The 23,138-nt window shown below is 63.4% G+C and carries 19 protein-coding genes; 6 read left to right on the top strand and 13 right to left on the bottom strand.

Features of this window, described 5'->3' with window-relative positions; genetic code table 11:
- Positions 1–61 precede the first annotated feature (61 nt).
- Positions 62–517, top strand: a complete 456-nt coding sequence (locus CCOS865_RS27790; RefSeq protein ID WP_119146984.1) for an REP-associated tyrosine transposase — start codon at positions 62–64, stop codon at positions 515–517.
- Positions 518–686: 169 nt separating this feature from the next.
- Here CCOS865_RS27790 and CCOS865_RS27785 read toward each other — a convergent pair whose 3' ends face one another.
- The 7 genes from CCOS865_RS27785 to CCOS865_RS27755 form a co-directional block, all read right to left on the bottom strand.
- Positions 687–1,580, bottom strand: a complete 894-nt coding sequence (locus tag CCOS865_RS27785) for an ABC transporter permease subunit (RefSeq protein ID WP_119146982.1) — start codon at positions 1,578–1,580, stop codon at positions 687–689.
- Positions 1,577–2,497, bottom strand: coding sequence for an ABC transporter permease subunit (locus CCOS865_RS27780; RefSeq protein ID WP_119146980.1), 921 nt, complete (start codon positions 2,495–2,497; stop codon positions 1,577–1,579). The genes CCOS865_RS27785 and CCOS865_RS27780 overlap by 4 nt, the downstream gene beginning before the upstream one ends.
- The gene (potA, locus tag CCOS865_RS27775; protein ID WP_119146978.1) at positions 2,494–3,636 is read right to left on the bottom strand and encodes a polyamine ABC transporter ATP-binding protein; all 1,143 of its coding nucleotides are present in this window, start codon (positions 3,634–3,636) and stop codon (positions 2,494–2,496) included. The genes CCOS865_RS27780 and potA overlap by 4 nt, the downstream gene beginning before the upstream one ends.
- Positions 3,637–3,692: 56 nt before the next feature.
- Positions 3,693–4,787: a polyamine ABC transporter substrate-binding protein gene (locus CCOS865_RS27770; protein WP_119146976.1), complete on the bottom strand. Its 1,095-nt coding sequence runs from the start codon at positions 4,785–4,787 to the stop codon at positions 3,693–3,695.
- A 170-nt stretch (positions 4,788–4,957) separates the two neighbouring features.
- A complete protein-coding gene (locus CCOS865_RS27765; RefSeq protein ID WP_119146974.1) occupies positions 4,958–6,055 on the bottom strand; it encodes a polyamine ABC transporter substrate-binding protein in 1,098 nt (365 codons plus the stop codon).
- Positions 6,056–6,224: 169 nt separating this feature from the next.
- The gene (locus tag CCOS865_RS27760) at positions 6,225–7,586 is read right to left on the bottom strand and encodes an aspartate aminotransferase family protein (RefSeq protein ID WP_119146972.1); all 1,362 of its coding nucleotides are present in this window, start codon (positions 7,584–7,586) and stop codon (positions 6,225–6,227) included.
- A 49-nt stretch (positions 7,587–7,635) separates the two neighbouring features.
- On the bottom strand, positions 7,636–8,994 hold the full coding sequence (locus tag CCOS865_RS27755; protein WP_119146970.1) for a glutamine synthetase family protein: 1,359 nt from the start codon (positions 8,992–8,994) through the stop codon (positions 7,636–7,638).
- A gap of 682 nt (positions 8,995–9,676) precedes the next feature.
- On the opposite strand from CCOS865_RS27755, the gene CCOS865_RS27750 reads away from it, so the two are divergent.
- Positions 9,677–11,053, top strand: a complete 1,377-nt coding sequence (locus CCOS865_RS27750) for a glutamine synthetase family protein (RefSeq protein WP_119146968.1) — start codon at positions 9,677–9,679, stop codon at positions 11,051–11,053.
- A gap of 153 nt (positions 11,054–11,206) precedes the next feature.
- Here the strand turns inward: CCOS865_RS27750 and argA are convergent, their stop codons facing one another.
- Both argA and argE read right to left on the bottom strand, forming a co-directional pair.
- Positions 11,207–12,505, bottom strand: coding sequence for an amino-acid N-acetyltransferase (gene argA, locus CCOS865_RS27745; protein WP_119146966.1), 1,299 nt, complete (start codon positions 12,503–12,505; stop codon positions 11,207–11,209).
- 126 nt (positions 12,506–12,631) lie between these two features.
- Positions 12,632–13,774, bottom strand: a complete 1,143-nt coding sequence (argE, locus tag CCOS865_RS27740; protein ID WP_119146964.1) for an acetylornithine deacetylase — start codon at positions 13,772–13,774, stop codon at positions 12,632–12,634.
- Positions 13,775–13,908: 134 nt separating this feature from the next.
- Between argE and CCOS865_RS27735 the strand changes: the two genes are divergently transcribed.
- A complete protein-coding gene (locus tag CCOS865_RS27735) occupies positions 13,909–15,309 on the top strand; it encodes a CYTH domain-containing protein (RefSeq protein WP_119146962.1) in 1,401 nt (466 codons plus the stop codon).
- On the opposite strand, the gene CCOS865_RS27730 is transcribed toward CCOS865_RS27735, so the two are convergent.
- Positions 15,298–15,768 (bottom strand): Lrp/AsnC family transcriptional regulator, encoded by a 471-nt coding sequence (locus tag CCOS865_RS27730; RefSeq protein WP_119146960.1) that lies wholly within the window; start codon positions 15,766–15,768, stop codon positions 15,298–15,300. The genes CCOS865_RS27735 and CCOS865_RS27730 overlap by 12 nt on opposite strands.
- A gap of 124 nt (positions 15,769–15,892) precedes the next feature.
- On the opposite strand from CCOS865_RS27730, the gene CCOS865_RS27725 reads away from it, so the two are divergent.
- The 3 genes from CCOS865_RS27725 (at position 15,893) to CCOS865_RS27715 (ending at position 18,508) form a co-directional block, all read left to right on the top strand.
- On the top strand, positions 15,893–16,219 hold the full coding sequence (locus tag CCOS865_RS27725; RefSeq protein WP_119146959.1) for a hypothetical protein: 327 nt from the start codon (positions 15,893–15,895) through the stop codon (positions 16,217–16,219).
- A 205-nt stretch (positions 16,220–16,424) separates the two neighbouring features.
- Positions 16,425–18,104, top strand: coding sequence for a GspE/PulE family protein (locus tag CCOS865_RS27720; protein WP_119146957.1), 1,680 nt, complete (start codon positions 16,425–16,427; stop codon positions 18,102–18,104).
- A gap of 89 nt (positions 18,105–18,193) precedes the next feature.
- A complete protein-coding gene (locus tag CCOS865_RS27715; protein WP_119146955.1) occupies positions 18,194–18,508 on the top strand; it encodes a DUF2388 domain-containing protein in 315 nt (104 codons plus the stop codon).
- 115 nt (positions 18,509–18,623) lie between these two features.
- Here the strand turns inward: CCOS865_RS27715 and gcvP are convergent, their stop codons facing one another.
- The 3 genes from gcvP to gcvT all read right to left on the bottom strand — a co-directional run bounded on the left by gcvP (position 18,624) and on the right by gcvT (position 23,094).
- Entirely contained in the window at positions 18,624–21,497 is a 2,874-nt protein-coding gene (gene gcvP / locus CCOS865_RS27710) for an aminomethyl-transferring glycine dehydrogenase (protein WP_119146953.1), read from the bottom strand.
- 78 nt (positions 21,498–21,575) lie between these two features.
- A complete protein-coding gene (gene gcvH / locus CCOS865_RS27705) occupies positions 21,576–21,959 on the bottom strand; it encodes a glycine cleavage system protein GcvH (protein ID WP_119146951.1) in 384 nt (127 codons plus the stop codon).
- Positions 21,960–22,011: 52 nt separating this feature from the next.
- Complete coding sequence (gene gcvT / locus CCOS865_RS27700; RefSeq protein ID WP_119146949.1) at positions 22,012–23,094, bottom strand: glycine cleavage system aminomethyltransferase GcvT; 1,083 nt, start codon at positions 23,092–23,094, stop codon at positions 22,012–22,014.
- Positions 23,095–23,138 lie beyond the last annotated feature (44 nt).

Below are 23,138 nucleotides of genomic sequence, written 5' to 3'. Positions count from 1 at the left end.
GCCCGCGGATGCGATCCACCTACTACTTTCAGGGAGAACTTCAAATTCAAGGACGATCACAATGTCTCTGGCCCAATCCTTTCTGCTTCGCCGTGGGCGCTTTTCCGAACCAGGCAGGCTCTACTTGCTAACCACTGCCACCCACCAACGAAAGCCGCTGTTCAGCAACTTCCAGAATGCCCGGCAAGTAGTGCACCAACTGCGCCTTTCCGATCAAGAGCAAGACTGCCAATCGTTAGCCTGGGTAGTAATGCCAGACCATGTGCACTGGTTGATCGAGTTGAAGTCCGTGACGCTCGGCACATTGATGCGACGATTCAAGTCGCGTTCCAGTCGTGCCTTGCACAAGGCGGGTGTTCGCCATGAACCGATATGGCAACCCGGATATCAGGATCGAGCACTGCGTAAAGAAGAAAATATTCGCTATGTAGCCAGGTACATCGTTGCTAACCCAATAAGGGCACGACTAGTCACCAGCATCCGGTTTTATCCGCACTGGGATGCTGTCTGGCTTTGAATTGGCGGTGAGGCATTCGCGGGTAAACCCGCTCCCACAGGACCCGGCACCCCCCGTGAGAATTGAGCTGTATGTGGCGCAAGCCTGGTCCAGCCCAGACCATCAGGCAAACCCGCCCCCTGTGGGAGCGGGTTTACCCGCGAAGGGCCGCGGAGCGGCCCCAAGGGTATCAGACGGACGCAGCAGCCTGGGCTGGGCGCCGGACCTGCGGCGACCCGACGTTCGCTGCAGCACCCTCTTCGATGGCCTGCTGGATCGCCTTGCGGCGATGCTCTTCGGCACGGCGGCTGAAGTACCAGACCATGAAGGTCACCAACGACACCGACAACAGAATCAGGCTGGCCACGGCGTTGATCTCAGGCTTCACACCCAGACGCACCGCCGAGAACACTTCCATCGGCAAGGTCGTCGACCCCGGCCCGGAGACGAAGCTGGCCAATACCAGGTCGTCCAGCGACAAGGCAAACGACATCATGCCGCCCGCCGCCAACGACGGCGCGATCATCGGGATGGTGATCAGGAAGAACACCTTCCACGGCTTGGCACCCAGGTCCATCGCCGCTTCCTCGATCGACAGGTCCAGCTCACGCAAGCGCGCCGACACCACCACCGCCACATACGCCGCACAGAACGTCGTGTGGGCGATCCAGATGGTGACGATGCCACGCTCCTGCGGCCAGCCGATCATCTGCGCCATGGCCACGAACAGCAGCAACAGCGACAGACCGGTGATCACCTCGGGCATCACCAGCGGTGCGGTGACCAGGCCACCGAACAGCGTGCGGCCCTTGAAGCGGGTGACCCGGGTCAGCACGAACGCCGCCAGGGTACCCAGCGCCACTGCGGCGACCGCCGTGTAGCAGGCGATCTCCAGCGAGCGCATCACCGAACCCATCAACTGCGAGTTGTCGAGCAGGCCGGCGTACCACTTGAACGACCAGCCACCCCAGACCGTCACCAGCTTGGAGGCGTTGAACGAGTAGATCACCAGGATCAGCATCGGCAGGTAGATGAACAGCAAGCCGAGCACCAGCATCAGCTTGGAGAAACTGAAACGCTTCATGCCCTGCCCTCCATTTCTTTGGCCTGGCTGCGGTTGAACAGCAGGATGGGCACGATCAGGATCGCCAGCATCACTACCGCCAGCGCCGAGGCTACCGGCCAGTCACGGTTGTTGAAGAATTCCTGCCAGAGCACTTTACCGATCATCAGGGTTTCCGGGCCGCCGAGCAGCTCAGGGATGACGAACTCACCCACCACCGGAATGAACACCAGCATGCAGCCGGCGATGATGCCGTTTTTCGACAGCGGCACGGTGATCTTCCAGAAGCTGTTGAAGGTGCTCGAACCCAGGTCCGAGGCGGCTTCCAGCAAGCTCTGGTCGTGCTTCACGAGGTTGGCGTAAAGCGGCAGGATCATGAACGGCAGGTACGAATAGACCACACCGATGTACACCGCCAGGTTGGTATTGAGGATCTGCAACGGCTGGTCGATCAGGCCGATCCACAACAGGAAGCTGTTGAGCAGCCCGTTGTTGCTGAGGATGCCCATCCAGGCATACACGCGGATCAGGATCGCCGTCCAGGTCGGCATCATGATCAGCAGCAACAGCACGGTCTGGCTTTCCTTGCGGGCGTTGGCGATGGCGTAGGCCATCGGGTAGCCGATCAGCAAGCACAGCAGGGTGCTGACGAAGGCCATCTTCAACGAGCCGAGGTAGGCCGAGATGTACAGCTCATCCTCGGTCAACAGGCCGTAGTTGGCCAGGTTGAGCACCAGTTGGATCTTGTCTTCGACGTAGCTGTAGATCTCGGTGTACGGCGGGATCGCCACGTCGGCTTCGGCAAAGCTGATCTTCAGGACGATGAAGAACGGCAGCATGAAGAACAGGAACAGCCAGATGAACGGCACGCCGATCACCAGGTGCCGCCCCTCCGGGACCAGCCGTTGGAAGGCTCGCTTGAGCTTGCGGATTTTCATGAGCGCAGTACCACGCCGCTGTCGTCTTCCCACCACACGAACACTTCATCGCCCCAGGTCGGACGGGTGCCCTGGCGCTCGGCGTTGGCCACGAACGACTGCACGACCTTGCCGCTCGGCAGCTCGACGTAGAACACCGAGTGGCCGCCCAGGTAGGCGATGTCGTGCACCTTGCCGCGCGACCAGTTGTGCTCGCAGGTCGGCTGCTGGGTGGTCACCAGCATCTTCTCCGGGCGCAGTGCATAGAGAATGCTCTTGTCCTCGACCGAGGTGCTGACACCGTGGCCGACATAGATGTTGCGCTCAAGCTCGGGGCTTGCGATCAGCGCGTGGCCTTCGGCGTCATCGACGACCTGACCCTCGAACAGGTTGACGTTGCCGATGAACTCGCAGACCAGGCGGCTGGTCGGGGTCTCGTAGATGTCGATCGGCGAGCCGATCTGGGCGATCCAGCCCAGGTGCATGATGGCGATGCGCTGGGCCATGGTCATGGCCTCTTCCTGGTCGTGGGTGACCATCACGCAGGTCACGCCGACGCGCTCGATGATCTCGACCAGCTCCAACTGCATCTGCGAACGCAGTTTCTTGTCCAGCGCGCCCATCGGCTCGTCGAGCAGCAACAGCTTCGGCCGCTTGGCCAGCGAGCGCGCCAGGGCCACCCGCTGGCGCTGGCCACCGGACAACTGGTGCGGCTTGCGCTTGGCGTACTGGGTCATGTGCACCAGCTTGAGCATCTCGGCCACGCGGGCCTCGATCTCGGCCTTGGCCATCTTGTCCTGCTGCAGGCCGAAGGCGATGTTCTGCGCCACGGTCATGTGCGGGAACAGTGCATAGGACTGGAACATCATGTTGATCGGCCGCTCGTACGGCGGCATGTCGGTGATGTCGACGCCATCGAGGAAAATCCGCCCTTCGGTCGGACGCTCGAAGCCCGCGAGCATGCGCAGCAAGGTCGATTTACCGGAACCGGAACCCCCCAGCAGGGCAAAGATTTCGCCTTTGCGGATTTCCAGGGACACATCGTCCACGGCGATGGTTTCGTCGAACTTCTTCGTGACCCGGTCGATCTTGACCAACACCTGCTTGGGTTGCTGGCCACCCTCGAGGGCTTTCTTATAGGCACCGGAGGCAACTGCCATGAGTGAAACTCCCAACAAGATTTTTAAGCCCGCACGTGCAGTGCGGGTCTGGATGATTACTTGCCCGACTTGACCTTGGTCCAGCTGCGGGTCATCAAACGTTGCACCTTGGGCGGCAACTCACTGTTGACGAACATCTTGTCCAGCACTTCCTGCGGTGGGTAAACCGCGGCGTCAGTCCTCACGGCCTGGTCCATCAGGTCGCCAGCCTTGGGGTTCGGGTTGGCGTAACCGACGTAATCACTGACCTGGGCGATAACCTCAGGTTTCAGCAAATAGTTGATGAAGGCGTGCGCCTCTTTGACGTTCTTGGCGTCGGCAGGGATCGCCAGCACATCGAACCAGAGGTTGCCGCCTTCCTTGGGAATGGCGTAGGCCAGGTTGACGCCCTTCTTCGCTTCTTCAGCGCGGGCCTTGGCCTGGAAGATGTCCCCGGAGAACCCGGCAGCGACGCAGATGTCGCCATTGGCCAGGTCGGTGATGTACTTCGAGGAATGGAAGTAGGTCACGTAGGGACGCACGGCCAGCAGCTTCGCTTCAGCCTTGGCGTAGTCCTTGGGGTCGCTGCTGTTGGGGTTCAGGCCCATGTAGTTGAGCACCGCCGGGAGCATCTCGTCGGCCGAGTCGAGGAAGGCCACACCGCACTGGGAGAGCTTCTTCATGTTCTCGGGTTCGAACAGCATCGCCCACGAATCGATGGTGTCCACGCCCAGCACCGCCTTGACCTTGTCGACGTTGTAGCCGATGCCATTGGTGCCCCACAGGTAAGGCACGGCGTACAGATTGCCCGGGTCGTTCTTCTCGAGGCGCTTCATCAGCGCCGGATCGAGGTTGGAATAATTCGGCAGCAGCGCCTTGTCGAGCTTCTGGAACGCGCCCGCCTTGATCTGCTTGCCGAGGAAATGGTTGGACGGCACCACCACGTCATAGCCGGTGCGCCCGGCCAGCAGCTTGCCTTCCAGGGTCTCGTTGGAGTCGAAGACGTCCTGCACCGGCTTGATCCCGGTGTCTTTCTCGAAATCCGCGAGGGTGGTCGGGCCGATATAGTCCGACCAGTTATAGACATGCACCGTTGGCGCCGCTTGGACGCTGCATGCCAGCGTCAGGCCCGCTGCAGCCATCACGGCCTTGCGAATTACAGAAATAGACAAGTGGGTGGTCCTCACAATCAGTGCATTCGGTGACGGAAACAGGCCACAGGGCCTGCCGTACACGTAAAACCGGCGCGCAACTTACCGTTGCAGCCGCGATGCCGCAAACTTATTTGCCGTATCCCGCTACTGGGCCGGAGAACCCCGACCCAGAGCGCTTCAGAACAGGCTTACTTGCCCGACTTGATTTTCGTCCAGCTGCGGGTGATCAGACGCAGGGTGGCGGCGTCGAGATCGCTGATCGCGTACAGCTGCTTCTTCACGGCATCCGAGGGGTAGATGCTCGGGTCGCCGGTGATGTCTTTGTCCACCAGCGGCGTGGCCGCCTTGTTGCCGTTCGGGAAGCGCACGGCGTTGGTGATCTCAGCCATCACTTCCGGCTGCAGCAGGTAGTTCATGAACTGGTAGGCGGCGTCGAGGTTGGTGGCATCCTTGGGGATGGCGACCATGTCGTAGAAGGTACCGGCGCCTTCTTTGGGGATGGTGTAGGCCAGCTTGACCTTGTCACCGGCCTCGTGGGCACGGGCCTTGGACTGCTCCAGGTCACCCGAGTAACCGACGGCGACGCAGATGTTGCCGTTGGCCAGGTCCGAGATGTACTTGGAGGAGTGGAAGTAGCCCACCGAAGGACGAATGCTCAGGAACAGGTCCTCGGCGGCCTTCAGGTCTTCTTTGCTCTTGCTGTTGGTCGGCTTGCCCAGGTAGTGCAAGGCGGCCGGAATCATTTCGGTCGGGGCGTCGAGGAAGCTCACGCCGCAGCTCTTGAGCTTGGCGATGTTCTCAGGCTTGAACACCACGTCCCACGAGTCGATCTTGTCGACGCCCAGCGCCGCCTTGACCTTCTCCGGGTTGTAGCCGATGCCGATGGAGCCCCACATGTACGGGAAGGCGTGCTTGTTGCCCTGGTCACTGGCGTCGCCGACGGCCTTGAGCAGGTCTTCGTCGAGGTTCTTCCAGTTGGGCAGCTTGGAGCGGTCCAGTTCCTGGTAGACGCCGGCCTTGATCTGCTTGGCCAGGAAGTTGTTCGACGGCACGACGATGTCATAGCCCGACTTGCCGGCCAGCAGCTTGGCTTCCAGGGTTTCGTTGCTGTCGAAAACGTCGTAGACCACTTTGATGCCGGTCTGCTTTTCGAACTTGGCCACGGTGTCCGGGGCAATGTAGTCCGACCAGTTGTAGACGTGCAGCACCTTGTCGTCAGCGTGAACAGCACCGGCCATGGCGCCCATCAGGGCGGCGGCCAGCAACGTCTTGCCCATTTTCATCATGCGTAATGCTCCAGAATTTATTATCAAGCCTTCCGTTCAGCAGCCAGGTCCCATGGTGCAAGCGCTGGGCGACTGAAACAGTCGCTAGTCTGGCAAGTTACACGGCGCTGTTTCAAGGAAACCCGCGCCGTGTAACCGCTTAATGTCACAACGCTAGCCTAGCAGGCGGTCATTGAATCGCTTCGTAGGTCAGGTCCAAGCACTTGCGCGCCTTTTCCACCAACTCGTCGATCTCTGCATGCGTGATCACCAGCGGCGGCGCGATGATCATGGTGTCGCCGACTGCCCGCATGATCAGGCCGTTGTCGAAGCAGAAGTTGCGGCAGATCATGCCCACGCCCTTGCCTTCATAACGGCTGCGGGTGGCCTTGTCCTTGACCAGCTCGATCGCGCCGAGCAGGCCCAGGCCGCGCACTTCGCCCACCAATGGGTGGTCCTGCAGCTCACGTAGACGCTTTTGCAAATACGGTGCCGCTTCTGTCCTGGCGCGCTCGACAATCTTTTCATCACGCAGCAGACGCAGGTTTTCAAGGCCGACCGCCGCCGCCACCGGGTGGCCGGAGTAGGTGAAGCCGTGGTTGAAGTCGCCGCCTTCGCTGATCACCTTGGCCACGCTGTCACGCACGATCACACCGCCCATGGGGATGTAACCGGAGGTAAGGCCCTTGGCGATGGTCATCAGGTCGGGCTTGAGGTCGTAGTAGTCGGAGCCGAACCACTCGCCGGTACGGCCGAAACCGCAGATCACTTCGTCGGCGACGAACAGGATGTCGTACTTGGCAAGGATCTCCTTGATCTTCGGCCAGTAGCTGTCCGGCGGGATGATCACCCCGCCCGCGCCCTGGATCGGCTCGGCAATGAACGCAGCGACGTTGTCTTCGCCGACCTCGAGAATCTTCTTCTCAAGCTGCTCGGCCGCCCACACGCCGAAGTCGTCCGGGCTCATCTCGCCGCCTTCACCGAACCAGTACGGCTGCGGGATGTGCACGATGCCGGGGATCGGCAAGCCGCCCTGCTCGTGCATGCCGCTCATGCCGCCCAGGCTCGCGCCCGCCACGGTGGAGCCGTGGTAACCGTTGACCCGGCCGATGATCGTCTGTTTGTGCGGTTTGCCCTTGAGCGCCCAGTAGTGGCGGACCATGCGCAGCACGGTGTCGTTGCCCTCGGAGCCGGAGCCGGTGAAGAACACATGGCTCATGCCGGTGGGCGCGACGTCGGTGATCGCCTTGGCCAGCTCCAACGCGGGCGGGTGGGCGGTCTGGAAGAACAGGTTGTAGTACGGCAGCTCGCGCATCTGCTTCTCGGCCGCCTGCACCAGCTCTTCACGGCCATAACCGACCGCCACGCACCACAAGCCCGCCATGCCGTCGAGGATCTTGTGCCCCTCGCTGTCCCACAAATGCACGCCCTGGGCCTTGGTGATGATGCGCGGGCCCTTCTCTTTCAGCTGCTTGTAGTCGCTGAAAGGTGCCAGGTGGTGCTCACCGCTCAGGGTTTGCCATTCACGGGTTTGCGGGTTGTTGACGCTCATGTGCTTCTCCGTTATCCGACAGCCGCGCTCCTGCGGGCCCAGGGTTTATTCAGACGGCAAACAGCAGGAACTCACGCTCCCAGGAACTGATTACCCGTTTGAAGTTTTCATGCTCGGCGCGTTTGGTGGCGACGTAGCCGGCGATGAATTTCTTGCCCAGGTACTGCTCGAGGTCCTGGCAGTTTTCCATCCGCTCGAGGGCGTCTTCAAGGGTCAGCGGCAGGCGCAGGTTGCGTCGCTCGTAGCCGCGGCCCTGGACCGGCGCACTGGGGTTGATGCACTCGACCATGCCGATATAGCCGCACAGCAGGCTCGCGGCGATCGCCAGGTAAGGGTTGGCGTCGGCGCCCGGCAGGCGGTTCTCGACGCGACGGTTCTGCGGCCCGGCATCCGGTACGCGCAGGCCGACGGTGCGATTCTCTTCGCCCCACTCGACGTTGACCGGCGCCGAGGTGTCGGGCAGGAAGCGGCGGAACGAGTTGACGTTCGGTGCGAACAGCGGCAGTACATAAGGAATGTACTTCTGCAGGCCGCCGATGTGGTTGAGGAACAGCTCGCTCATGCTGCCGTCGGCATTGGAGAAGATGTTCTTGCCGGTGCGCGCGTCGACCACACTCTGGTGCAGGTGCATGGCGCTGCCCGGCTCGCCGGTCATCGGCTTGGCCATGAACGTGGCGGCGACATTGTGCTTGAGCGCCGCCTCGCGCATGGTGCGCTTGAACACCAGGATCTGGTCGGCCAGGTGCAGCGCGTCGCCATGACGGAAGTTGATCTCCATCTGCGCGGTGCCGTCTTCGTGGATCAGCGTGTCGAGGTCCAGACGCTGCAGTTCGCACCAGTCGTAGACGTCTTCGAACAGCGGGTCGAATTCGTTGGCGGCCTCGATCGAGAACGACTGACGGCCGGTCTCGGGGCGGCCCGAGCGGCCGACCGGCGGCTGCAGCGGGAAGTCCGGGTCTTCGCTGCGCTTGGTCAGGTAAAACTCCATCTCCGGCGCCACGATCGGCTGCCAGCCTTTGTCGGCGTAGAGTTTGAGGACCTTCTTGAGGACGTTGCGCGGCGACAGTTCGACCGGGTTGCCCTTCTTGTCGTAGGTGTCGTGGATCACCTGTGCGGTTGGCTCGATGGCCCATGGCACGAGAAACACCGCGTTCTCGTCGGGGCGGCAGATCATGTCGATGTCGGCCGGGTCGAGCAGTTCGTAATAGATGTCATCGTCGACGTAGTCGCCGGTCACGGTCTGCAGCAGCACGCTCTCCGGCAGGCGCATGCCCTTTTCGGCGATGAACTTGTTGGTCGGCGAGATCTTGCCGCGGGTGATGCCCGTCAGGTCGCTGATCAGGCATTCCACTTCGGTGATCTTGTGCTCTTTCAACCAATCGGTGAGCTGGTCGAGGTTGTTACTCATAAATACCTCAGGAGGTAAGGTGGCCCGGCTGGGATGAGTCGGGCGCTGCTGACGCCTGGCGTCGATCAAGGCAAGGGCTGGCCGGCCGCAAGGGCCGCGGCAGACCCGCGCTTTGATTCTGGATGGAGTGGCCTGGCAATGCAAAACCGCGCAGTGCAAAAGCCCGGGCGCAGGACGTCGCTGGCAACATACGCAAGGCATGTGACCATGAAGCATTCGAAGGGCAGGTGAAGCGAAAGGCGTGCAGTAAACTGCTACATGAGGCGTATGGGCCGGGCCGTCCGTCAATTATTGCGGCCAGGTCATCCACGCCAGCGATGCTGTGTGCGAAGACCCTGCGGCGAACGGAAAGAGTACCTGAAGGCACTGCGCAGGCAGCACTTGCAGGTCGCGGCAAGCGGACCATGTGACCCTCGTATTATTGTGTTCTGGGTTGAGGCCGAGCTTAGCCTTGTTCATTTTTTTACACAACATCTCCGTAAAAAATAAAACACAGCCCGTCGCCGATCACCCTTCCGCGGGAAAATAGCGGATAATGGCACGCCCCGATATGCAGCAAATCGGCCGTCGATGTGCCATTTCAGGGCATCATGGGGTTGGCTTGACTTCAGTATGTCTTTCAGATTGACTGGAACTGCAAGCCCCCCTTGATTGATATTTTTAACAACAAAGGTGTTGCATCATGTCGGTACCCCCGCGTGCCGTTCAGCTTAACGAAGCGAACGCGTTCCTTAAGGAACATCCTGAGGTTCTCTACGTTGACCTTCTGATTGCAGATATGAATGGTGTGGTGCGCGGCAAGCGCATTGAGCGCACCAGCCTCCACAAGGTTTACGAGAAAGGCATCAACCTGCCGGCCTCCCTCTTCGCCCTCGACATCAACGGCTCGACCGTTGAGAGCACGGGCCTCGGTCTGGACATCGGCGATGCGGACCGCATCTGCTATCCGATCCCCGACACCCTCTGCAACGAGCCCTGGCAAAAGCGCCCGACCGCCCAGCTGCTGATGACCATGCACGAGATCGAAGGCGAGCCGTTCTTCGCCGATCCGCGCGAGGTGCTGCGCCAGGTGGTGAGCAAGTTCGACGACCTCGGCCTGACCATCTGCGCCGCGTTCGAGCTGGAGTTCTACCTGATCGACCAGGAGAACGTGAACGGCCGTCCGCAGCCGCCGCGCTCGCCGATCTCCGGCAAACGTCCGCAATCGACCCAGGTCTACCTGATCGACGACCTCGACGAATACGCCGACTGCCTGCAGGACATCCTCGAAGGTGCCAAGGAACAGGGCATCCCGGCAGACGCCATCGTCAAGGAAAGCGCCCCGGCGCAGTTCGAAGTCAACCTGCACCACGTCGCCGACCCGCTCAAGGCGTGTGACTACGCCGTGCTGCTCAAGCGGTTGATCAAGAACATCGCCTACGACCATGAAATGGACACCACGTTCATGGCCAAGCCCTACCCGGGCCAGGCAGGCAACGGCCTGCATGTACACATTTCCGTGCTGGACAAAGATGGCAACAACATCTTCACCAGCGAGGATCCCGAGCAGAACGCCGCGCTACGTCACGCGATCGGCGGTGTGCTCGAGACCCTGCCCGCGTCGATGGCGTTCCTCTGCCCGAACGTCAACTCGTACCGCCGTTTTGGCGCTCAGTTCTACGTGCCCAACTCGCCGAGCTGGGGCCTGGACAACCGCACCGTGGCCTTGCGTGTACCGACCGGTTCGCCGGACGCCGTACGCCTGGAGCACCGCGTGGCGGGTGCCGACGCCAACCCGTACCTGATGATGGCGGCGGTGCTGGCCGGTGTTCACCACGGCCTGACCAACCAGATCGAGCCGGGTGCCCCGATCGAAGGCAACACTTACGAGCAGATGGAGCAAAGCCTGCCGAACAACCTGCGCGATGCACTGCGCGAGCTGGACGACAGCGAGATCCTCAACAAGTACATCGATCCGAAGTACATCGACATCTTTGTCGCGTGCAAGGAAAGCGAGCTGGAGGAGTTCGAACACTCGATCTCCGACCTCGAGTACAACTGGTACCTGCACACCGTGTAACTGAAAACGCCGTCTTCTCAGACGGCGTTTTTCATTGTGCGGTTGGCGGTGCCTGGCCCGGCCTCTTCGCGGGTAAACCCGCTCCCACAGAGGTTTACGCAGCCCCTGTAGGAGCGGGTTTACCCGCGATGAGGCCAGCACCGACACCCTCGCTCAGATCGACTTTTCGAAGATCTTCGAATTACGCTGGAAGTTGTACAGCGAAGCCCGCGCTGCCGGCAGTCGCTCGACCCCGCTAGGCTCGAAGCCACGCTCACGGAACCAGTGCGCAGTGCGCGTGGTGAGCACGAACAGGGTCTTCAAGCCCAAGGTCCGTGCCCGCGACTCGATCCGCTCCAGCAGGTCATCGCCGCGGCCACCATGCCGGTACTCCGGGTTGACCGCCAGGCACGCCAACTCCCCCGCCTCGGAATCGGCAATCGGGTACAGCGCCGCACAGGCGATGATCATCCCGTCGCGCTCGACCACACTGAACTGCTCGATCTCGCGCTCCAGCACCTCGCGCGAACGACGCACGAGAATGCCCTGCTCTTCCAGCGGGCTGATCAGCTCGAGCAAGCCACCAACGTCTTCAATGGTCGCCTCACGGACGATCTCGAACTGCTCCTGGGCCACCAGGGTACCGCCCCCGTCACGGGTGAACAGTTCGGTGAGCAACGCCCCATCCTCGGCGTAGCTAACGATATGGCTGCGTGCGACGCCGCCTTTGCAGGCCTCGGCCGCGGCATCCAGCAGCTCACCCTGGTAATCGGTACCCAGGCGCTGCAAGTGCGGCGCCACTTGCTGAGGGCGCAACTCGCGAACCAAGCGGCCGTTTTCGTCCAGAAGCCCCTGCTCGGCACCGAACAGCAACAGCTTGTCGGCGCTCAGATCGATGGCGGCGCGGGTGGCCACATCTTCGCAGGCCAGGTTGAAGATCTCACCGGTGGGCGAGTAGCCCAGCGGCGACAACAGCACGATCGAACGTTCGTCGAGCAGGCGGCTGATGCCTTTGCGGTCGACCCGGCGCACTTCGCCGGTGTGGTGATAGTCGACCCCTTCGAGCACGCCGATCGGCCGCGCGGTGACCAGGTTGCCGGAGGCCACGCGCAGGCGCGAGCCCTGCATTGGCGAGGCGGCCATGTCCATCGACAGGCGCGCTTCGATGGCCACGCGCAGGGCGCCGACCGCATCGATCACGCAGTCCAGGGTGGCGGCGTCGGTGATGCGCATGCCGCGGTGGTAGTGCGGGGTGAGGCCGCGCGCCGACAGACGGCTTTCGATCTGCGGACGCGAGCCATGGACCAGCACCAGGCGCACGCCAAGGCTGTGCAGCAGCACCAGGTCGTGGACGATATTGCCGAAGTTGGGGTGTTCTACCCCATCGCCCGGCAGCATGACCACGAAGGTGCAGTCACGGTGGGCGTTGATGTACGGAGACGCATGGCGGAGCCAGTTGACGTAGTCGGGCATGACAGGGCCTGTGGATAAGTGGACGGAGAACGGTCAAGGCGCACAACGTTCGAAAGTCATCGTCGGAACAGGCTTGCGGTCACGCGCACTCTCCTCTAGGCAGGAACGAATCAGCTCAATGGACGTTTAGCTCAGGCAATAGTGCCTGATCAGGTCACGCAATAGACGCACGGTAGGCTCGATACGTGACATTTCCAGGTATTCACCCGGTTGGTGGGCGCAGGCGATGTCGCCCGGGCCGAGCACGATGGTCTCGCAGCCGAGTTGTTGCAGGTACGGCGCTTCGGTGCCAAACGCCACCGCTTCGGCGCGGTGCCCGGTGAGCCGCTCGGCCACCTGCACCAGTTCGGCGTCGGCGGCCTGCTCGAACGGTGGCACTTCGGGGAACAGCGGCTTGTAGTCGATGCTCACGTCGTGCAGTTCGGCCAGCGGTACCAGCTTCTCGCGGATCGCCGCGCGCAGTTGCTCCGGGTCCATCCCGGGCAAAGGCCGCAGGTCGAACTCCAGCGCGCACTGGCCGCAGATGCGGTTGGGGTTGTCGCCGCCATGGATGCAGCCGAAGTTCATCGTCGGCGTCGGCACGCTGAACTGCGGGTTGCGGTAGGTCTGCTGCCATTGCCCGCGCAGGGCGATCATCTCGCCCATCACCGCGTGCATGGCCTCCATGGCGCTGCGGCCCAGGCTCGGATCCGACGAATGGCCACTGCGCCCGAGAATCTCGATGCGCTCCATGAGGATGCCCTTGTGCATGCGGATCGGCTTGAGCCCGGTCGGCTCGCCGATCACCGCGGCGCGGCCGAGCGGCTGGCCGGCTTCGGCCAGGGCACGGGCGCCGGACATCGAGCTTTCTTCGTCACAGGTGGCGAGGATCAGCAGCGGCTGCTTGAAATCGTGCTCGAGCAGCGGCAGCACTGCCTCGATGATCAGGGCAAAGAAGCCCTTCATGTCGCAGCTGCCCAGGCCGACCCAGCGATCACCGACTTCGGTGAGTTTCAGCGGGTCGGTCTGCCACAGCTGCGGGTCGTAGGGCACAGTGTCGCTGTGCCCGGCCAGGACCAGGCCGCCGGGGCCACTGCCACGGCTCGCCAGCAGGTTGAACTTGCCGGGGGTGACCTGCTGGATATCGCACTTGAAGCCCAGATCGCCGAGCCAGCCGGCCAACAGCTCGATGACCTGACGGTTGGACTGGTCCAGCGCGGGCTGGGTGCAACTGACCGAGGGTGCGGCGATCAGGGCGGCGAACTGGTCTTTCAGCGGCGGCAACGGCATGCGCGTACTCCTCGGAAGCGTTGCCCATCATAACAATGCAGGTGCTTTGCAGGGCAAGCGGCTGGCACAGATCAACAGTCACTAGCTGACTGCTGTAGACTGCACACCACGATGCCCCCTCCTTCGAGCCCGCGATGCACAAAGAAACCGAACTCAAACTCCGCGCCAGCCGCGAGACCCTCGCCGCCCTGCGCGAGCACCCCCTGCTGAAGAAGCGCAACAAGTCCGGCTGGCAGACCCGCGAACTGCTCAACCAGTACTTCGACACCCCCGAGCGTGAGCTGTCCGCCGCGCGTGTCGCCCTGCGCCTTCGCCGCGACGGCGATGTCATCATCCAGACCCTCAAGTGCCGCGGCCAGAGCGTCGCCGGCCTGTCCGAGCGCAACGAGCACGAGTGGCAGCTGGAAAAAGCCAAGCTCGACCTGAAGAAGCTCGATGCCAGCTGCTGGCCCGAGCAACTGGCCGAACTGGACAAAAAGACCATCAAGCCGCTGTTCACCACCGATTTCACCCGCGAGTTCGCTGAAATCTCCTGGGGCCGCGGCAAGGCCAAGGTGGTCATCGAAGCCGCCCTGGACCAGGGCTTCGTCATTGCCGGCAAGCGCAAGGAAGAAATCTGCGAGCTGGAGCTGGAGCTGCGTGAGGGCGCACCCGAGGCGCTGCTCGAGCTGGCCGCCGAACTGGCCGCCACGCTGGCGCTGATGCCATGTGACATCAGCAAGGCCGAGCGCGGCTACCGCCTGCTCGAGCCAGAAAGCTACGAACTGGGCTTGCCGAGCGCCGAGCTCGACGCCGAAATGGCCGTCGACGACGCCTTCACTGCGCTGGCCTGGCAGTTGCTGGGCAGCAGCCAGCGCCTGGCCGAGCAATACCGCCACACCGGCCACTGGCGCCTGCTGCAGGACTGGGTGCATTGCCTGGCCGAACTGCGTGCCCTGGTCGGCAGCCTCGGCCAAGCCGCGCCGCGCCCGACTACCCGCGCCCTGCGCAGCAGCCTCGATGCCCTGCTGGAAGACTGGCGGCCATTGGTTCAGGCCGGCAACGATGACGAAGACGTGCGCCGCGCAGCGCCCGAGCAGTTCGCCGAAGAGCTGGAAGACCCGCGCTGGGGCCAGTTCTCGCTGGAAACCTCGCGCTGGCTGCTGGCCCGTGCCTGGACCGTCGAGCGCAAGGGCCGTGGCGACCGCCAGGGCAATGCGCAACTGGCCAACTGGCTGCAGCACCTGGTCGGCGAAGAAGCCCGTGCCCTCAAGCTGCAGGAGCGTTATGTCCAGCAGCCGGAAGACCTCGGTGAGCAGTTGCCGCGGATCGAGACCTTGCAGACCTGGCTCCACCACGCCCGTCACGTGCTCGACGTGCCGCAGCTGGACCGCCTGTACGGCGAACTGAACAAGCTTCAGCAACTGGCTGAGCAGCCGCTGACCGAAGATCAGGAGCAGTCCCAGGCACTGAAAGATGCGCGCATCGAGCAAGCCCGCGCGATCGAGCAGAACCGCGCCTGGAAGCACCTGCTGAAGTCGCCTTCAACGCGTTAAGGGCAGGCGGGTCGTGGACTTGATTTCGGACAAGGCCACGATCGAATTGACCTCCTGGATCCCCGGCACGTTCGACAGCTTTTCGAAGAAGAAACGTTCGTAGGCTTCGATGTCCGGGGTGACGATGCGCAGGAGGAAGTCCACCGAGCCCATCAGCACGTAGCACTCCAGCACCTCGGGAAACTCGCGGATCGCCTCGGTGAAACCGGCGAAATTCGAGCGGCCGTGGGCATTGAGCTTCACCTCGGCGAAGATCTGCGTGTTGAGGCCGACCTTCTTGCGGTCGAGCAGGGTCACCTGGGCGCGAATCACCCCCTCCTCTTTCAAGCGCTGGATCCGTCGCCAGCACGGCGACTGCGACAGACCGACCCGTTCGGCGATCTGCGCGCTGGACAGGGAGGCATCGTCTTGGAGCAACTCCAGGATGCGGCGGTCATAGGCATCCAGCTCGCTTTGCATTAATCATTCTCCGAAGTGTAATTCTACGAATTATTCTATCTGCCACACGGGCAAATGGACCCGACAATAGCGAAAAAATACCGCTGCGAGCGTGCAAGAATTCCCCGTCCTGGTGGAGAACAGCATGAACGCACTCGAACGGCCCCATACCCTACCCCGCGCCGATGCCTGGGCCGCCAGCGCCGCCCATAGCAACGTGCGCTATCGCCTGCTGGCCGAGGCTGAGCCCGACAGCCTGTGCCGGGTGCTCAACCTGTTTGCCCTGCAATTTCTCACGCCCAACAGTGTGCAGATGAGCCAGCAGGGAGAATGGCTGGACCTGGAGATTGGTATCGGCGGGCTGAGCTGGCACCGCGCCGAGGTGATCGCGCAGAAGTTGCGTAACCTGGTGTGTGTGGCGGATGTGCAGTTGGCCAACCTGCCCCAGCTGCAGGAGCTGGCCACGGGTTGATCTACTGCGCCAGCACCGGCCTCTTCGCGGGTAACCCCGCGCCTACAGGGACCGAGCAAATCTCCAGAAAAACGCCATCCCTGTGGGAGCGGGTTTACCCGCGAAAGGGCCAGCAGTTGCACCGAAAAATCCAGCAACCCTTCACTGCCTCCCTGCGCCCACCGTGCGGCTAGCCTTCCAGCAACCCCTGGCAAGGACGCCGCTCATGCACACCGCCGACCACCACGACCTCGACCTCAACCGCCTGCTCGACGCACTGCTGGCCGATCACCGCCTGCAGCCGAGCGACGCCCTGCTGATCCTCGAACGCGCCTCGGAGCCACCCGAACACCCGCTCGAGGCCATCGCCACCCTGGCCTTGGCAGACCGTCAGCACCCCGGCCAGCGTCTGGACCTGGACACCCTCTGCCAATGGCTCGCCGACAAGGTCGGGCAACCCTTCCTGCGCATCGACCCGCTGCAACTCGACCTGGCGCAGATCAGCGGCCTGATCCCCCGCGGCTTCGCCAACCGCCACGGGATTCTGGCCGTTGCCGTCGATGCGCACAGCGTCACCGTCGCCAGCGCCCAGCCGTACCAACGCGAATGGGAGGCCGACCTGACCCGCAGCCTGGGTAAAGCCGTGCGCCGCGTGCTTGCCAGCCCGGTGCAGATTCGCCAGCTCGGCCACAGCCTGTTTCGCCTGGCGCACTCGGTGCAGGGCGCAGGCCAGCAAGCACACACCGGCCTGGGTGACCTGGAGCAGCTCCTGGAACGGGGCAAGCGCCAGGCCGAAACCAGCGCCGACGACGCCCACATCGTGCACATCGTCGATTGGCTGCTGCAGTACGCCATCGAGCAGCGCGCCAGCGATATCCACCTCGAGCCGCGCCGCGAACAGGGCCAACTGCGCTATCGCATCGATGGGCTGCTGCATACCGTGTATGCCTTTCCGGCAGGCGTCACCCTGGCCCTGGTCAGCCGTCTCAAGCACTTGGCGCGCATGGACGTGGCCGAAAAACGCCGGCCCCAGGATGGCCGCCTGAAGAGCCACCTGGCCGGCGATATCGAGGTGGAGCTGCGCCTGTCGACCTTGCCCACGCCGTTTGGCGAAAAACTGGTGCTGCGCCTGTTCGACCCGCAGCAACTGCACGAGGACTTCGACCGCCTGGGCCTGGATGGCGAAGTGCTGGAGCAATGGCAAGGGCTGCTGCGCCAACGCCAGGGCATCATCCTGCTCACCGGCCCGACCGGCTCGGGCAAGACCAGCACCCTCTATGCCAGCCTCAAGCGGCTGGCCACCCCGCAGGTCAACCTGTGCACCATCGAAGACCCGATCGAGCGCCTGGAGCCGGCCTTCAACCAGTTGCAGGTGCAGCCAGGCCTCGACCTGGGCTTCGCCAATGGCGTACGCGCGCTGCTCCGGCAAGACCCGGACATCATCATGATCGGCGAGATCCGCGACCGCGAGACCGCCCAGGTGGCGGTTCAGGCAGCGCTCACCGGGCACTTGGTGCTGTCGACCTTGCACACCAACGACGCCTGCGGCGCGATCACGCGCCTGCAGGAGCTGGGTGTCGCCGATTACCTGATCAAGGCCACCTTGCTCGGGGTCATGGCGCAGCGTCTGGTGCGCACCTTGTGCCCAGGCTGCCTGGGCTCGGTGATCGATCAAGGCAGCACCTGCCGCCAGTGCCGGGGCACCGGCTACCACGGCCGCACCGGGCTGTTCGAGTTGCTGATACCCAGCGAAGCCTTGCGCGCGGCAATTGGCCCGCAGACCGACCTGGCCAGCCTGCGCCAGCATGCCCTGCGGGAAGGGTTGCACGATCTGCGGCACAACGGCGAGGCCAAGATCGCCCGCGGGCTGACCAGCCTGACGGAGCTGCTGAGGGTCTGCGGTTGAGGAAAAAACCCTTGTAAATAGGGAACTTGCGGTACTCGAACAGGATCGAATCGGGCATTCTCAGCCCTCACCATTCGAGGTGATTCACCATGCGTCTCAAAACAGCCATCGTCGCCGCTGCCCTGCTGTCACTGCCCGTCGGCGCCGCCATGGCCGACCCGTTCTGGCGCAACGTCATTTCCTCCGGTGCGACCACCGCATCGACCTACCTGACGTTCAAGGACCACAAGATGATCGTCGCCGCGCAGGACGATGCGGGCAGCTTCGTGGCCAGCGAAGGCGCTATTCGCGGGCCGTTCCTGGAAGCCGCGATGCGTCAGGTACGTGCGGACAACCCAGGGGTTGAGGCCAGCGACATGGAGCTGGCCAACGCGATCCTGGCGAAGAACGCCGTCGCCGAATAAGGCTGCGGAACCTGCGAGGGCTTCGCCCTCGTTTCGCGACACAGGGCCGCTCCCACAGGGATCAGCGCCAGGCTTTGTGTCGCGATGGGCCGCAGAGCGGCCCCAGGACCGTGCCTCAGCGATAGGCCTCGACCGGCACGCAGGCACAGAACAGGTTACGGTCGCCGTACACGTTGTCGACCCGGTTCACTGCCGGCCAGTACTTGTGCTGACGCACATGGGCACTCGGCGCAATGCCCTGCTCCAGGCTGTACGGCCTGTTCCACCCCGCCAACACATCCGCCAGGGTATGCGGTGCATGCTTGAGCGGGTTGTCCTCGACCGGCCAGGTGCCCTCCTGTACCTGGGCGATCTCTTCGCGAATCGCCAGCATCGCCTCGATGAAGCGGTCCAGTTCGGCCTTCGACTCACTCTCGGTCGGCTCGACCATCAGCGTACCCGGCACCGGGAACGACATGGTCGGCGCATGAAAGCCGTAATCCATCAGGCGCTTGGCCACATCCTCCTCACTGATCCCGGTCTGCGCCTTGAGCGGTCGCAAGTCGAGGATGCACTCATGCGCGACCCGCTGGTTACGCCCCCGGTAAAGCACCGGGAAGGCCCCGCCGAGCTGGCTGGCCAGGTAGTTGGCCGAGAGAATCGCCACCTCGCTGGCATCGGCCAGCTGCGGGCCCATCATGGCGATGTACATCCAGCTGATCGGCAGGATGCTCGCGCTGCCCCAGGGCGCCGCGCTGACCGCGCTGTTGTTCGGGTCCAGGCCAGGCACCGGTACCACCGGGTGGCTGGCGACGAACGGCGTCAGGTGCGCACGCACGCCAATCGGCCCCATGCCGGGGCCTCCGCCACCGTGCGGGATGCAGAAGGTCTTGTGCAGGTTCATGTGCGAAACATCCGCGCCAATGTCGGCCGGCCGCGCCAGGCCGACCTGGGCATTGAGGTTGGCACCGTCCATGTACACCTGGCCGCCGTGCTGGTGGACCACCTCGCAGATCTCGCGAATGCCTTCTTCGTAGACACCGTGGGTCGACGGGTACGTGACCATCAGGCAGGACAGCCGCTCCCCGGCCGCCTGAGCCTTGGCCTTGAGGTCGGCAAGGTCGATGTTGCCGTCCTCGTCGCACTCGACGATCACCACCTCCATGCCGGCCATCTGCGCCGACGCCGGGTTGGTGCCATGCGCCGACGAAGGGATCAGGCACAGCGTGCGCAGCGGTTGCTGGCGGCTGCGGTGATAGCGGGTGATCGCCATCAGCCCGGCGTACTCACCCTGGGCACCGGAGTTGGGCTGCATGCAGATGGCATCGAAGCCGGTGATCGCGCACAGCCAGCACTCCAGCTCGTCGATCATCGCCTTGTAGCCCACCGCCTGCGCGGCCGGGACAAACGGGTGCAGGTTGGCGAACGCCGGCCAGGTAATGGGGATCATCTCGCTGGTGGCGTTGAGCTTCATGGTGCACGAGCCGAGCGGGATCATCGACTGGTTGAGGGCCAGGTCCTTGTTTTCCAGCTGCTTGAGGTAGCGCAGCATCTCGGTTTCGCTGTGGTGCAGGTTGAACACCGGATGCACCAGGATCGGCGTCCGCCGCACCAGCGCCCCCGGGATGCCTTCGGGGTGCGCCAACCGGTCGAGCGTGGCGATGTCCAGGCCATGGTCGACGCCGAGGAAGACGTCGAACAGGCGCAGCACCGTGGCTTCGTCGCAGGTCTCGTCCAGGCTCACGCCCAAGTGCCCGCGGCCCAGGATGCGCAGGTTGATCTGCGCCGCTTCGGCGCTCTCGATGATCGCCGCCTGGGTGCCACCGACGTCGAGCGTCAGGGTATCGAAGAAGTGCTGGTTGAGCCGGGTGATGCCCTTGGCCTCAAGGCCCGCGGCCAGGATGAACGTCAGCCGGTGCACCCGCTGGGCAATCCGCTGCAGGCCTTCAGGGCCGTGGTAGACAGCGTAGAAGCCGGCGATGTTGGCCAGCAGCACTTGCGCGGTGCAGATGTTGGAGTTGGCTTTCTCCCGGCGGATATGCTGCTCGCGGGTCTGCAGCGCCATGCGCAGCGCAGTGTTGCCCCGAGCATCGCGGGACACACCGATGATGCGCCCGGGCATGGCCCGCTTGAATTCGTCGCGACAAGCGAAATACGCCGCATGCGGGCCACCGTAGCCCATCGGCACGCCGAAGCGTTGGGTGGAGCCGAGCACCACATCGGCGCCCAGTTCGCCCGGCGGCGCCAGCACCACCAGGCTGAGGATGTCCGCAGCCACGCAGGCCAGCGCCTGCTGCGCATGCAATTGATCGATCAGCGGGCGCAGGTCGCGCACCTCACCGTGGGTGTCAGGGTACTGCAGCAACGCACCGAACACCTGGTGCTTGGCCAGGTTATCCACCGCGTCGACGATCAGTTCGAAGCCAAAGCCCTCGGCACGGGTCTTGAGCACCGACAAGGTCTGGGGATGGCAGTGCTCGTCGGCGAAAAACGCATTGCTCTTGCTCTTCGCCACGCGCTTGGCCAGGGCCATGGCCTCTGCGGCGGCAGTGGCCTCGTCGAGCAGCGAGGCATTGGCCAGGGGCAAGCCGGTCAGGTCGATGACCATTTGCTGGAAGTTCAGCAAGGCTTCCAGGCGCCCTTGGGCGATTTCTGGCTGATAAGGCGTGTAGGCGGTGTACCAGCCGGGGTTTTCCAGCACGTTGCGCAGGATCACCGTAGGCGTGACCGTGGCGTGGTAACCCATGCCGATCAGGCTGGTCCATAACTGGTTGCGGGCCGCGTGGGCAGCGAGCTTGGCCAGGGCAGCCTGTTCATCCAGGGCCGGCGGCAAGTCGAGGGGGCGGTTGAAGCGAATGCCGGGCGGCACGGTCTGCTCGATCAGCTCGCTGCGGCTGGCGACACCCAGGGCGTCGAGCATGGCCTGCTGCTCCGAGGCATCGGGCCCCAGGTGACGGTGCAGAAACGGGTTGAGCGCTTGCAGTTGACTCAGGGATGGCGACTGGGACATGGCGACGATCTCTTCCTGGACCAGGCTCTCATGGAGACTTACAAGTCTAGGAAGGGATCGTCGATGCTGCGGGAAAACTTACTCGCCGATGGCGGCGGCGTAACCTGCAGCGTCCAGCAGTTTTTCCAGCTCAGCCGGGTTGGCAGGCTTGAGCTTGAAGATCCACGCGGTGTACGGCGCGTCGTTGAGCTGCTCCGGGCTGTCGGCCAGGTCTTCGTTGACCGCGATCACTTCGCCGCTGACCGGCGCATAGATATCCGAAGCGGCCTTGACCGACTCGACCACGCCCGCAGCGTCGCCTGCGGCGAACACCTTGCCGACTTCTGCCAGTTCGACGAAGACCACGTCACCCAAGGCTTCCTGGGCGTGGTCGCTGATGCCCACGGTGATCGTGCCATCGGCTTCCAGGCGTGCCCATTCGTGGCTTTCGGCAAAACGCAGGTCGGCGGGGATGTTGCTCATGTCGTGTAGTCCTCGGTATTGGGGTCAGCGGTCGGGCCGCCAGAAAAAGGGTTCAGATCAGAATCTTGCCCTGGCGCACGAAGGTCGGCTTGACCACCCGCACCGGGTACCACTTGCCACGAATCTCGACCTCGGCTCGGTCGCCGGTGGCCATCGGTACGCGCGCCAGGGCAATGGATTTGCTCAGCGTAGGAGAGAAACTACCACTGGTGATCTCCCCTTCGCCAATCCCCGCGACACGGACCACCTGATGAGCGCGCAATACACCGCGCTCTTCGAGCACCAGGCCGACCAGTTTTTCCTGCACGCCGTGCTCGATTTCCGTGAGCAGGCCGGCGCGGCCAATGAAGTCGCGCGCGGCCGGCTCCCAGGCGATGCACCAGCCCAGGTTGGAGGTTTGCGGGGTGTGCTGTTCGTCGATGTCCTGGCCATACAGGTTCATCCCGGCTTCCAGGCGCAGCGTATCGCGGGCGCCGAGGCCACTGGGGGCAATGCCGGCGCCGACCAGGTCGTTGAAGAAGGCCGGGGCCTGATCACCCGGCAGGATGATCTCCAGGCCATCTTCACCGGTGTAGCCGGTACGGGCGACGAACCAGTCGCCTTCGACCACGCCTTCGAACGGCTTCAGCTCGCGGATCACCGCGGCCCGCGAGGCGCTGACCAGCTCGGCGACCTTGGCCCGGGCGTGCGGGCCCTGGATGGCGAGGATGGCCAGCTCGGCGCGCTCCTCGAAGCCGACCGCAAAATCGCTGCTGTGTGCCTGCAGCCACGCCAGCACCTTGTCACGGGTCGCCGCATTGACCACCAGACGGTAGCCACCCTCGGTGCGGTAGACGATCAGGTCGTCGACCACCCCACCCTGTGCATTGAGCATGGTGCTGTAGAGCGCCTTGCCGGTGCCGTCCAGGCGGGCCACATCATTGGCCAGCAAATATTGCAGCCACGGCGTGGCCGCACGGCCGTCGACATCGATCACCGTCATGTGCGAGACGTCGAAGACGCCGCAGTCACTGCGCACCTGATGGTGCTCGTCGACTTGCGAGCCATAGTGCAGGGGCATGTCCCAACCACCGAAATCGACCATCTTGGCGCCTAGCGCCAGGTGCAGGTCGTACAGAGGCGTGCGCTGTCCCATGGGTTTCTCCTTCCGGGCGTGGCGAAGCGGCGGCGGTCGGCGAC

The organism is Pseudomonas reidholzensis (genome assembly GCF_900536025.1).
GTDB lineage: Bacteria > Pseudomonadota > Gammaproteobacteria > Pseudomonadales > Pseudomonadaceae > Aquipseudomonas > Aquipseudomonas reidholzensis.
This window is presented reverse-complemented; position numbering and strand designations above follow the sequence as displayed.

What these genes read in the sequence shown, in the direction of transcription:
- CCOS865_RS27790 (WP_119146984.1), top strand. Translation starts at nt 62, where the DNA reads ATGTCTCTGGCCCAATCCTTTCTGCTTCGCCGTGGGCGCTTTTCCGAA.
- CCOS865_RS27785 (WP_119146982.1), bottom strand. Translation starts at nt 1,580, where the DNA reads ATGAAGCGTTTCAGTTTCTCCAAGCTGATGCTGGTGCTCGGCTTGCTG.
- CCOS865_RS27780 (WP_119146980.1), bottom strand. Translation starts at nt 2,497, where the DNA reads ATGAAAATCCGCAAGCTCAAGCGAGCCTTCCAACGGCTGGTCCCGGAG.
- potA (WP_119146978.1), bottom strand. Translation starts at nt 3,636, where the DNA reads ATGGCAGTTGCCTCCGGTGCCTATAAGAAAGCCCTCGAGGGTGGCCAG.
- CCOS865_RS27765 (WP_119146974.1), bottom strand. Translation starts at nt 6,055, where the DNA reads ATGATGAAAATGGGCAAGACGTTGCTGGCCGCCGCCCTGATGGGCGCC.
- CCOS865_RS27760 (WP_119146972.1), bottom strand. Translation starts at nt 7,586, where the DNA reads ATGAGCGTCAACAACCCGCAAACCCGTGAATGGCAAACCCTGAGCGGT.
- CCOS865_RS27755 (WP_119146970.1), bottom strand. Translation starts at nt 8,994, where the DNA reads ATGAGTAACAACCTCGACCAGCTCACCGATTGGTTGAAAGAGCACAAG.
- CCOS865_RS27750 (WP_119146968.1), top strand. Translation starts at nt 9,677, where the DNA reads ATGTCGGTACCCCCGCGTGCCGTTCAGCTTAACGAAGCGAACGCGTTC.
- argA (WP_119146966.1), bottom strand. Translation starts at nt 12,505, where the DNA reads ATGCCCGACTACGTCAACTGGCTCCGCCATGCGTCTCCGTACATCAAC.
- argE (WP_119146964.1), bottom strand. Translation starts at nt 13,774, where the DNA reads ATGCCGTTGCCGCCGCTGAAAGACCAGTTCGCCGCCCTGATCGCCGCA.
- CCOS865_RS27735 (WP_119146962.1), top strand. Translation starts at nt 13,909, where the DNA reads ATGCACAAAGAAACCGAACTCAAACTCCGCGCCAGCCGCGAGACCCTC.
- CCOS865_RS27730 (WP_119146960.1), bottom strand. Translation starts at nt 15,768, where the DNA reads ATGCAAAGCGAGCTGGATGCCTATGACCGCCGCATCCTGGAGTTGCTC.
- CCOS865_RS27725 (WP_119146959.1), top strand. Translation starts at nt 15,893, where the DNA reads ATGAACGCACTCGAACGGCCCCATACCCTACCCCGCGCCGATGCCTGG.
- CCOS865_RS27720 (WP_119146957.1), top strand. Translation starts at nt 16,425, where the DNA reads ATGCACACCGCCGACCACCACGACCTCGACCTCAACCGCCTGCTCGAC.
- CCOS865_RS27715 (WP_119146955.1), top strand. Translation starts at nt 18,194, where the DNA reads ATGCGTCTCAAAACAGCCATCGTCGCCGCTGCCCTGCTGTCACTGCCC.
- gcvP (WP_119146953.1), bottom strand. Translation starts at nt 21,497, where the DNA reads ATGTCCCAGTCGCCATCCCTGAGTCAACTGCAAGCGCTCAACCCGTTT.
- gcvH (WP_119146951.1), bottom strand. Translation starts at nt 21,959, where the DNA reads ATGAGCAACATCCCCGCCGACCTGCGTTTTGCCGAAAGCCACGAATGG.
- gcvT (WP_119146949.1), bottom strand. Translation starts at nt 23,094, where the DNA reads ATGGGACAGCGCACGCCTCTGTACGACCTGCACCTGGCGCTAGGCGCC.